At 39.8% G+C, this 11466-nt stretch carries 9 protein-coding genes, 1 tRNA gene and 1 pseudogene; 8 read left to right on the forward strand and 3 right to left on the reverse strand.

Annotated features, from left to right (window positions below; translation table 11 throughout):
* Positions 1-2: 2 nt before the first annotated feature.
* Complete coding sequence (epmB, locus tag FTU05_RS09775; RefSeq protein ID WP_180124488.1) at positions 3-1019, reverse strand: EF-P beta-lysylation protein EpmB; 1017 nt, start codon at positions 1017-1019, stop codon at positions 3-5.
* Between the two features lie 388 nt (positions 1020-1407).
* Between epmB and efp the strand changes: the two genes are divergently transcribed.
* The 7 genes from efp (at position 1408) to FTU05_RS09810 (ending at position 8818) form a co-directional block, all read left to right on the forward strand.
* Complete coding sequence (gene efp / locus FTU05_RS09780) at positions 1408-1977, forward strand: elongation factor P (protein WP_067762759.1); 570 nt, start codon at positions 1408-1410, stop codon at positions 1975-1977.
* Between the two features lie 194 nt (positions 1978-2171).
* Positions 2172-4274: a carbon starvation CstA family protein gene (locus FTU05_RS09785; protein WP_078190161.1), complete on the forward strand. Its 2103-nt coding sequence runs from the start codon at positions 2172-2174 to the stop codon at positions 4272-4274.
* 13 nt (positions 4275-4287) lie between these two features.
* Positions 4288-4590, forward strand: coding sequence for a YbdD/YjiX family protein (locus FTU05_RS09790; protein WP_180124489.1), 303 nt, complete (start codon positions 4288-4290; stop codon positions 4588-4590).
* A 262-nt stretch (positions 4591-4852) separates the two neighbouring features.
* Positions 4853-5776 carry an AAA family ATPase gene (locus FTU05_RS09795; protein WP_373685293.1) on the forward strand — a complete coding sequence of 308 codons (924 nt, stop codon included), beginning with the start codon at positions 4853-4855 and terminating at the stop codon, positions 5774-5776.
* Positions 5777-5788: 12 nt separating this feature from the next.
* Entirely contained in the window at positions 5789-6694 is a 906-nt protein-coding gene (locus FTU05_RS09800; protein WP_180165161.1) for a DUF58 domain-containing protein, read from the forward strand.
* 3 nt (positions 6695-6697) lie between these two features.
* The gene (locus FTU05_RS09805; protein ID WP_180165163.1) at positions 6698-8710 is read left to right on the forward strand and encodes a DUF3488 and transglutaminase-like domain-containing protein; all 2013 of its coding nucleotides are present in this window, start codon (positions 6698-6700) and stop codon (positions 8708-8710) included.
* Positions 8711-8741: 31 nt separating this feature from the next.
* Positions 8742-8818: transfer RNA gene (locus FTU05_RS09810), tRNA-Val, on the forward strand.
* A gap of 86 nt (positions 8819-8904) precedes the next feature.
* Here the strand turns inward: FTU05_RS09810 and FTU05_RS09815 are convergent.
* Positions 8905-9651: pseudogene (locus FTU05_RS09815) on the reverse strand (IS5 family transposase).
* Between the two features lie 403 nt (positions 9652-10054).
* Positions 10055-10483: an OsmC family protein gene (locus FTU05_RS09820; protein WP_078191820.1), complete on the reverse strand. Its 429-nt coding sequence runs from the start codon at positions 10481-10483 to the stop codon at positions 10055-10057.
* Positions 10484-10631: 148 nt separating this feature from the next.
* On the opposite strand from FTU05_RS09820, the gene crp reads away from it, so the two are divergent.
* Complete coding sequence (gene crp / locus FTU05_RS09825; RefSeq protein ID WP_180004890.1) at positions 10632-11342, forward strand: cAMP-activated global transcriptional regulator CRP; 711 nt, start codon at positions 10632-10634, stop codon at positions 11340-11342.
* Positions 11343-11466 lie beyond the last annotated feature (124 nt).

Consider the following 11466-nt stretch of genomic DNA (forward strand, 5'->3'; position numbering starts at 1 on the left):
ACTCAAAAAGTTGAAGCCCCAAAAAGCGGTGTCTTGTTTTTTTCGCCCGCTATTTCCCGTACAAGTTTAGGAACCAAATAACCTGGTAGGTTCTCTAAAACTTTTTTATAAATTAAATCAATATCCTGAGCTGGTGTATCAAAATGATGAGCACCTTTTACTTTATCCAGAACATGTAAATAATATGGCATTACACCTGCGTCGAATAAGCGGTAACTTAAATCGACCAATACATCTGCAGAATCATTAACCCCTTTTAATAAGACTGCTTGGTTCAGCACGGTGATTCCTTGTTTGACAAGCTGTTGAAGCTGGCTACACGTGAAGTCATCTAGCTCTGATGCATGATTTGAGTGTACCACTAGAATAATGCGTAGCCTACTGTTTTTTAAAATAGAAACCAGCTCTTCATCGACACGGTTGGGGATTACGATAGGAACTCGTGAATGAATTCTCAAAAATTTAATTTGTGGCAAAGTCGATAAACGTTCAATCCACACTTGAAGTTTACGATTTGATAGTGTGAGCGGGTCTCCACCACTTAAAATCACTTCATTAATATCGGATTGTTGTTCGATATATTGCTTAATGTTTGCCCAATCGTCATTTTTAGGCAGGTTTTCTTGGTAGGGAAAATGTCGGCGGAAACAATAACGGCAATGGACCGCGCAGGCGCCGGTTAAGGTCAGTAAAAATCGAGACTTGTACTTATGTAATACACCAGGCTGTTGGTTGGCTTGTTCTTCACCTAATGGGTCGGTAACAAAACCGGCGTGTTCTTCAAGTTCCAAATGATGCGGTAGGACTTGGAGTAAAAGCGGATCGAGCGGATTACCTTTTTGCATTTTTTCGACAAAAGCGCGCGGCACGCGTAGGCGAAACTCATCTGCTGCGAACTGAGCACCTGATAATAACTGATCATGCGAAAGTTCTAATACATCGAGTAATTCTTGAGGATTTGTAATCAAATCACTCAATTGAGTTTGCCAGTTTTGCTCTTGAAATAAATAGTTTATCATGCCGAATGTTTAAAAAATGCAGAAAGGTGAGTGGGGAATATTGCTGAAATTAATGCGTCGAACTTTTAAGTGTAAGCTGAAATAATTCCGATAAAGCTCACAACGGATGAAGCCTACGAAACATTTATTAAGTTTCAGTAAACAGCAATTTTACCTGTTTGTGGGCATTGTATAAACAAAGTTCTTTAATGTCTGAGTGTAAGTTAAGCAGCTTGACCCCTTTAATGGGGATTTTTTCGTTGCGACATGGTGCATTGGTCATTTAGAATACGCAATATCACATTAATGTGCATGTGGCAGCCAATGTTACAGTCAGTACTTGCTAAATGACATGTTACAGCCCATAGCATCTATAGATTAAAGTTAGTAAGTTTGGAGTGAGCCAGTCATGGCCTATTATTCTACGAATGATTTCAAGTCAGGCCTTAAGGTCATGCTTGACGGTAACCCATGTTCAATCATGGAAAACGAATACGTAAAACCAGGTAAAGGCCAAGCTTTTAACCGCGTAAAATTACGTAACCTTAAAACTGGTAAAGTTTTAGAAAAAACTTTCAAATCTGGTGATTCACTAGAAGCTGCTGACATCCAAGAAGTTGAAATGAACTACTTGTATAACGACGGTGAAATGTGGAACTTCATGGATCCAGAATCTTTCGAACAAATCGCTGCTGATAAAGTTGCTATGGGTGACGCGGCTAAATGGTTGAAAGATGACTCAAATGAACTTTGCACAATCATGCTTTGGAACGGTGTTCCTTTAACTGTGAGCGCGCCCAACTTCGTTGTATTAAAAATCGTTGAAACTGATCCAGGTGTACGTGGTGATACTTCAGGCGGTGGCGGTAAACCGGCTAAGCTTGAAACTGGTGCAGTTGTACGTGTTCCATTATTCGTACAGCAAGAAGAAAGCGTTCGTGTAGACACTCGTACCGGTGACTATTTAGAACGTGCATAATGGTTTAAAAATAGACTATTATCGAAAGGGATGAAGTGATTCATCCCTTTTTTTATACCTATTGGTTTAAATTTTTATTCCAAAGTATTAGATGAAAAAGCCCATAACAGGAGTAGAGTTTCAAGGGAAGAAACAGCAGTACCTCGAACAAGAAAAATCAAGCTGATTTATTTCAACATTTATGAGGGATTGAGATGGAAACCATTCAACCGAAGTCAGGAATGGCTTCAAAGATTATCTGGCTGTTTGTAGCCATTCTAGGTGCCGTTTCATTCGGCATACTAGCACTCAGTCGAGGCGAGCATGTCAATGCAGTTTGGCTGATCCTTGCAGCAATCTGTGTGTATAGCATTGCATATCGTTTTTATAGTTTATTTATTGCCAATAAAGTCTTTGAACTGAATGAGCGACGTTTAACGCCTGCCCATCGCTTAGCTGACGGCTTGGATTATGTACCGACCAATAAAAGCGTTTTATTTGGTCACCACTTTGCTGCGATTGCAGGTGCAGGCCCATTAGTCGGACCGATCCTTGCTGCGCAAATGGGTTATTTGCCGGGAACTATTTGGCTCTTGGTGGGTGTTGTTCTTGCCGGTGCGGTTCAAGACTTTTTAGTCTTGTTCATCTCAACGCGTCGTGATGGTCGTTCACTCGGTGAAATGGCAAAACAAGAACTAGGTTCTTTTGCCGGAATCATCGTGATGCTTGGTGCACTTGGCGTGATGATCATCATTCTTGCGGTACTTGCTTTGGTTGTTGTAAAAGCGTTGACCAACAGTCCGTGGGGTGTTTTCAGTATCGCGGCCACTGTACCGATTGCGATTTTCATGGGTATCTACATGCGATTTATCCGTCCGGGTAAAATTGCAGAAGTGTCGATCATTGGTTTTGTACTGATGATGGCAGGGATTATCTATGGTGGTGACATTGCACAGCACCCATACTGGGGTCCATTCTTTACTCTTTCAGGTACTGAACTAACTTGGTGGTTGATTGGTTATGGTTTCGTAGCTTCTGTATTACCTGTTTGGTTACTGCTTGCTCCACGTGATTACCTATCTACTTTCTTGAAAATTGGTGTTATTGCAGGTTTGGCAATTGGGATCATGTTTGCATTGCCTGAAATGAAAATGCCAGCGGTGACGCATTTTATTGATGGTACAGGTCCTGTATTTGCAGGCTCAATGTTCCCATTCTTGTTTATTACCATCGCCTGTGGTGCGATTTCAGGTTTCCATGCGCTCGTTTCTTCAGGAACGACACCGAAGCTTGTGAATAATGAAAAAGATATTCGCATGATCGGTTATGGCGGCATGTTGATGGAATCTTTTGTTGCGATCATGGCATTGGTCTGTGCAACGATTCTTGAGCCTGGTGTGTATTTTGCGATTAATGCGCCAGCAGCTGTGATTGGTACAACGGTTGAGTCCGCTGCAGAAGCAGTTCGTACATTAGGCTTCGTGGTAACACCTGAAGCATTGACCTTACTTGCACAAGAAGTGGGTGAAAATTCGATTCTGTCTCGTACAGGTGGTGCGCCAACATTTGCGATTGGTATGGCTCACATTATTACGGAAATTTTCAATAACCGTTCAATGATGGCATTCTGGTATCACTTTGCGATTCTATTCGAAGCACTCTTCATTTTAACTGCTGTGGATGCAGGTACGCGTGCATGTCGTTTCATGGTGCAAGATACAGTGGGTATCGTGGTTCCTGCGGTTAAGAACTCACATAACTTCTTCGGAAATCTGTTGGGTACCGCTGTGGCTGTCGCAGGTTGGGGCTTCTTCGTTTACCAAGGTGTGGTTGATCCGCTCGGTGGTATTAATAGCTTATGGCCGCTATTTGGTATTGGTAACCAAATCCTTGCTGCGATGGCATTGATCTTGGGTACAGTGATTTTATTCAAGATGAAAAAACAAAAGTATGTTTGGGTAACGATTATCCCAACAGTATTCTTGTTTATTACTTCAATGACCGCTGGTTGGCAGAAGATTTTCCACGAAAATCCAAAGATTGGTTTCTTGGCTCAAGCAGATCGTTTTAACGCAGCCATTGCGAAGAATGAATTGTTGGCACCTGCGAAAACCATGGCTGAAATGCATACGGTTGCATTGTCGAATCAAATCAATGCCGGTCTTTGTGCATTCTTTATGATTGTGGCATTTGTGATGTTATTTGCAGCGATTGGTGTGGTGCGTCGTGCTTTGGCAAATCCAAATCCATCGGTGAATGAAGCAGAAGCGATTTACCGTGACCCAGCTGAAATTAATCCGTCGAATTCAGCACATTAATAGGGGAATATGAATGAACCTGAAGTTTGCAAAAAGTGGAAAAACGGTGATTTATAAAATCATTAAAATGACCATTATGTCGCAGAAGGATCTAATTCTGAACCCGAAAAATTGGTCACGTATTGCGACGTTGTGGCAACGTTTACAGCAAAGCTTCCGCCTGATGGTGGGTGTGCCAGATTACCAAAACTATTTGGAACATATGGCAAAACATCATCCTGATTTGGAAGCGATGGATGCAAAAACATTTTATCGTCACTGTGTAGATGCACGTTATCCATCTACGGGCGGTGACATGAAGAAATGTCCTTGCTAATGCTTTGACTTGTGCTAAAAATCCAATAAAAAAAGCGTTCTTCGGGACGCTTTTTTTTTGCTGAATTGTGATCAGTCGAAGCGAAAACAACGCTTTTGTATACCCAATAAATATCAAGCGTATGTATTTAAAGTATTGAACTGGGTATTGCTTGGAGATAAACACTGTATTTTTAAATAAAACACTGTATTTTAGTCATTCATTTAACTTTTTTATTGGGGAATAAAAGGTGTTGTGGGGATCAGAGAAAAGCCAACAAAATATTACATCAACGCTTTTAAGTGAGCAGAGCCTTGCACCTTTTTACCCGAAAATAAATACTTTCCTCGAACAAATTAACCAAATTATTCTGGATAAAAATCAGCAAACCAAATTGGCTTTAGCTTGTCTATTGGCAGGCGGGCATGTGTTATTTGAAGACTTACCTGGTTTAGGAAAAACGACATTATCTAGCGCCTTGTCACATTTGGCGGGATTAAAGTTTCAACGGATTCAATTTACCAATGACATGCTGGCTAGCGATGTGATTGGGGTAAATATGTTTAATCAAAAAGAACATCATTTTGAGTTTAAATTTGGGCCGATTTTTACCCAAATTTTATTGGCAGATGAAATCAACCGTTGTAGTCCAAAGACCCAAAGTGCCTTATTAGAAGCCATGGAAGAGGGGTATGTGACGGTTGATGGTGTGCGCTATGCTTTGCCTCAACCATTTTGGGTGATTGCGACACAAAACCCTTTATTTCAAAGTGGTACTTATGCTTTGCCTGAGTCCCAGTTGGACCGGTTTTTAATGCGTTTGTCTTTAGGTTATCCATCGCGTCAGGCAGAGAAGTTATTGCTCCAACAAACTTCACGCCATGATCTGATTGCAGCATTAGCACATATCTTTAATGAAGCAGAAATTTTACAACTACAAGGTTTTGTCGAGCAGATACATCTGAGTGATCGTTTAATGGATTACATTTTGGATCTTGCTGCTGAAACACGTAAAGGGAGACATGGTCTTTCTACGCGTGGTGTTTTAGCCCTCAAAAAGGCGGCGCAAGCTTATGCGCTGATTGAGCAGCGAAATTATGTGAATCCTGATGATGTGCAAGCGGTGTTTGCAGCTGTAGTATCTCATCGAATTGGGTTGTCAGATCTTGAAGCCTTTAAGCTTTTAGAACAAGTTTCGATTCAATAAAGGAGTTGAACCTTGGCTTCAATGTGGCAGCAATGGATTGAACGTCGATTTAAAATTGATCAGCACAAGCAGCTGACTCAAAAAGATGTATTGATCTTTATCTATCAGCAAGGCTACTTGTATTTGGTGTTAATTTTCATCACCTTTATTGCAGGTGTGAATTATGCCAATAACTTGATTTTAGGATTTTGCTTTTTAATTAGCGCCGTATTCTGTATTAGTTTCTATATTACTTTTAAACAGCTTCATGCGTTGCAGATTCAAATAAATGTTGTTGATACACCGCAAGTAGGTGAATTACTTTCGGTCGAAATTTACTTTAAGCAAGATGCTGAACAGGCGCGATATTTGTGGATTAAAACAGAAAATCAGCTACATAAATTACTGTTCAATACGCAACAGCACTGTTTCCAGTTAAATTTTACAACCAGCCAACGCGGTGTTTTTCAGATTCCGCCAATACACATTTATAGTGTTTATCCTTTTGGTTTAGTTCGGGCCTGGACGTATTTGTATGCACAACACCCCGCGTGGGTTGCGCCACAAGCCAGTTGGCATTCCGTGGAAAATAAGCAACAACAGCAAAATTTTGAACCTGATCTTGATGAATTTCGCGAATTACGGAGTTTTCAGACGGGGGATTCACTTCATGCGGTGTCATGGAAACAAGCAGCACGAGGACAAGGCTTATATGTCAAAGTTTTTGAGCAATATGAAGATCTAAAGAAATTGGAGATTCATTATCACCATATGCCAGCTCAAAGTCATGAAGAAAAACTTAGCCTCATGATGGGTTTGGTCGAGCAGGCTGAGCAAAATCACGATCAATATGCACTGTATTTACCTAATGCTGAGTTAGCATCAGGCACTGGAGCACTGCATTTTTCCGAAGCTAAACGGTTATTGGCGCAGGCTTGATTTATGATTGAAAATACCATACGCCGCTCCATACTACTCACTTTAGCTTTGGTGCTCATTGCGCAAATGCTTTATATACCAGTGGTGACATCATTGGTATTTTTAGTCATTTGGCTTATTTTATTACTCAATACCCGCGCCAGTAAAAAACCATTTTCTAAAATTTTAACCTATGTGCTGACATTGACAGCATTATTTAGCATTTATATAAGCCATAAAACCTTTATTGGTGTTGATGCAGGGGTTGCAGTACTCAGTACATTTTTATTTGCTAAATCTTTAGAAACAAAAACACGTCGTGATGTGATTATTTTATTTAACTTTGCGATGTTTGTGATTGCCAGTAGCTTTTTGTTTAGCCAGTCTTTTGCCATGGCATTGGTTATTTTATTGGCGTTGTTGAGCTGTTTTATTGGATTATATCGTTTACAGACCGTTGGTTTTAGCCAAAACTCAGGCGGTGAAGTACAAGCGATTAAACAAGATATTGGGCATGTGGGAAAATTTATTGCCCTAGCTGTTCCATTCTTTATCTTATTGTTTCTCTTTTTTCCACGCCTCCCGCCGCTATGGCACATTCCTATTCCTGAAAATAAAGCCACAACAGGGATAAGTGATAGCATGTCTCCGGGCGATATTGCTGAGTTATCACAGTCGAGTAGTTTGGCTTTTCGTATAATTGGAGATATTCAAGCCTTGCCACCACGTACAGAGCTGTATTGGCGGGCGATGGCATTAGATGAATATGATGGTTCTAAATGGACCAGTCATTTTTTTAACCAGAACGTTATACAGCTGAATCCAGCCGAGTTAAAACCCAAGCGGACATTGAATTATCAATATTTGGCTGCCGACCCAAGTGTGATGTGGATTATGTCGTTGGAACAATCCGTTCCCAATGAAGCACGTTTTGCATTAGGTCAAGATGGTCGAATTACACCCTACCGATTAACAGCACGCACGGAGCCGATTCAACTGAAATGGTTAGGACGTGCAGAGCCGCCACAAATAAAAAATGTGGCTTTGCTTGAAAAATTAAATACTCGTTATGTTGAACACTTGGATGTTCAATCACAACAATTGGCCCAAACATTATGGCAGCGAAGTCATCAAAATCCCGAGCGTTATATTGCCGAAGTTTTGCAATGGTATAAACAAAATCGCTTTGCATATACCTTAAGCCCAGGTGTATTGGGGCAAAATCGGATAGATGATTTTTTATTCGGATCAAGACAGGGCTTTTGCGAACATTTTGCTTCGAGCTTTGCAATGTTGATGCGCTATGTTGGTGTTCCATCGCGTATTGTCGTGGGATATCAAGGTGGTCAATTAGCACCAGATGGAAAAAGTTGGGAAGTTCGTCAACTTGATGCACATGCGTGGACAGAGGTTTATATCAATCAACATTGGCGTCGTATTGATCCGACGGCCATGATCGCACCGCAGCGTATCGATGGGGGGATGCAGGATTATATGGAACAAGATCGGACAATTTTTGGGAGCCAGCAGTCGACTTGGGCCTATCAACAATTTTCGATGTTGAAAAAAGTCCGTGTATGGAGTGATTATGCGAGTTACCAATGGCAGAGCAAGGTGGTGGGTTATAATGCTGAATCACAACAACAATGGTTTAAAAAGCTCGGTACAAATTCTGCTTATGCAGGTGTTTTAATTCTTATTTTGAGTATTGGTGGCATTGTAGCATTATATTTTATATGGATTTTGCGGAAAAAAAGAAAAAGTTTAAGCCCGCTTGAAAGAGAAATTACCAATTTCGCAAAGAATTTACCCTTGAGCCAGCAAAAATTGACTTCTGAAAGTTTTCGGCATTGGTTACAACGTTTGGCAGAAAATGTACCTAAACATGAAAGGCGTTCATTTGAACAATCCATCAAGTTATTTGAGCAGGAAATTTACGTAGGTACTCCGCTAAGTTCTCAAGATATTCAATGTTTTAAGACTTTGCTTAAAACTTGTACGCAAAGTTTAAAAAACTCAGAAAAGGGCTTGTCATAAAAAATAAAAATGAATATGATGCTTGGACTTCAGGTGTATAGCTCAGTTGGTTAGAGCGCTACGTTGACATCGTAGAGGTCAGCAGTTCGAGTCTGCTTATACCTACCAAATTCAAAAAGCAGAATCAAAATGATTCTGCTTTTTTTTATCTGAAATTATTAGGGTCTGTTGACATTTACTGTTCATAATTAACCCTATAAAGGTAGCCATAAAAATATACAGGCTAAAGCAACAGAACTTTGATAATTCCTTTTGAGCTTGTCATATAGAGTAGCTATTCCTCTAAACTCCTTTAATCTGCAAAACATATTTTCAACTAAATGCCTGATTTTATATAAATACCAGTCCATATGGTCATTGTTCGATTTGCTATTCGTTTTCCTTGGTATATTCGCTTTGGTGCTTGTTTTCCTGATCTGTTCACGCAGTGGTTCTGAATCATAGCCTTTATCTGCGCATACGACTTATGTCTCTTTTAAATCTAATGTTGATATTAAATCAGGTGCAACTTTAACATCATGTGTGGTTCCATCGGTAATCATGAAATCAATAGGATTGCCATGTGCATCAACAATCAAATGTATTTTTGAGGAGTTTCCTCCTACACTTTTAGAAATAGATTGATTCGATATGCCGGCAGAATGTTGATGAGCACGTACATGAGAGCCATCAATAAAAATCCACTCCATATCGGGGCATGAGGCTAGTAATTTGAATAATCTAAGTAACTTACCGCTGCTTGACCAACGATTAAAACGTTTGAAAATAGAGTTTGAATGACCAAAACAAGAAGGAATATCTCGCCACGGACAGCCTGTTCTAATTCTATAGAGAATAGCTTCAATAAAATTGCGTAAATTTGAGTTGTGGTGAATGGATAAATTACGCAGAATAACTTTCAACTTTTGCCAGTGTTGATCTGTCAGTATGGTACGAGGCATAGCGAATAGTAAAATTGGGTTTGGCGATTTGATTTTACTACTTCGCTATTTTTTTAAGCTAAAAGTGTCAACACACCCTAATTAAAGTGTTATTAAGACTATAGTTAAATCAAATCTACTTATATGTAAGGTGTTCTTCGCAATCGTTTTCAATCGTATTTGGCTTGAATAGATTCATATGGATTGAGTCGTAAAATCATCATGAGATGGAATTGGGTGTAAATGCATCTATGTGCAAATACATCAATTTGGATATTGATTGTTTAAGTGATTAAGCCAAACTTCTTTGGCTCATATTTCTGCGTTTATGACTATATAGCAGTGCATTATACAATGTATGCTATAGCGGATTATTTGAAACAAAAAAGCCGCATTCTATGCGGCTCTTAATTGAACAAATAAATTATGCATCTTCAGTTTCTAAAATTTCGAAGTCATGGGTAATTTCTACACCACCATCCATCAGCATTTTACTAGCAGAACAGTATTTTTCAGCAGAAAGTTCAACCGCTTTTGCAACTTGCTTTTCCTTCACGCCATGACCAGTGACTACAAAGTGCAAATGAATTTTAGTGAATACAGCAGGAATAGTGTCGGCACGTTCTGCATTTAATTCACAACGAACATCGGTAATGTCTTGGCGTGCTTTCTTTAAAATCGTCACAATATCGAAAGATGCACAACCACCAAGTCCTGTTAAAATCAGTTCCATTGGGCGCGGACCACGGTTTTCACCGCCATATTCTTGTGATCCATCCATCATAACAGTGTGACCACTTTGAGTTTTTGCTTCAAAAGCAACATTCTCTAGCCAATGAACACTAGTTTGCATTGCAAGTCCCTAAAAAAAGCTATAAATTTACGCAGTACCTGTACACTAACATAAATTGAGTTGATAAGGAATTTCAACTCTTACGTGTGACAAGTTCACTTTAGGTCTTGTGCGATCTATAAATTATCCATATTCGGAAACTGTTAGCATGACTTCAAACTTTTCACAACTTAGCACAGATGCGCTATCTCCGGGGCAGTTACCTGAGTCGGTGAAGGCATTATTAAAACGTGCATATATTAATCGTTACCCAAAACGTACAACAATCATTGATGCGGGCTCAGAATCTAAATCTTTGTATTTAATTCTTAAGGGTTCAGTATCTATCATTTTACGCGAAGATGATGAGCGTGAAATTGTGGTTGCGTACTTAAATGCGGGTGACTTTTTTGGGGAAATGGGTCTATTCGAAGCAAATGCACAGCGTACTGCAGAAGTGCGTACGCGAGATGTATGTGAAATTGCTGAGATTACCTATGAAAACTTTCATGAATTAAGTAAACAATACCCAGACTTAAGTTATGCGGTATTTGCACAGCTTGTACGCCGTCTTAAAAATACGACGCGTAAAGTAACTGACCTTGCGTTTATTGACGTGTCAGGTCGAATTGCACGTTGCTTAATTGATTTATCTTCACAACCAGAGGCAATGATTTTGCCGAATGGTCGTCAGATTCGTATTACTCGTCAAGAGATTGGTCGTATCGTGGGTTGTTCCCGTGAAATGGTTGGTCGTGTTCTAAAAACACTTGAAGAGCAAGGCATGATTGAAACTGATGGTAAAGCGATTCTAATTTTTGATGCATCGCTTGAAGATAAAAGTCAATTGGCTTCTGACGAATTTGACGACGAAGAATAGGGTCTGTTGACATTTGTTGATTAAAAAAATAGCGAGATAGTAAAATTAAATCGCCAAACCCAATTTTACACTCGCTATGCCTCGAACAATGCTAAATGATCAACACTGGTCCAAGTTACTTGCT

Source organism: Acinetobacter sp. YH12049, assembly GCF_013419875.1.
GTDB lineage: Bacteria > Pseudomonadota > Gammaproteobacteria > Pseudomonadales > Moraxellaceae > Acinetobacter > Acinetobacter amyesii.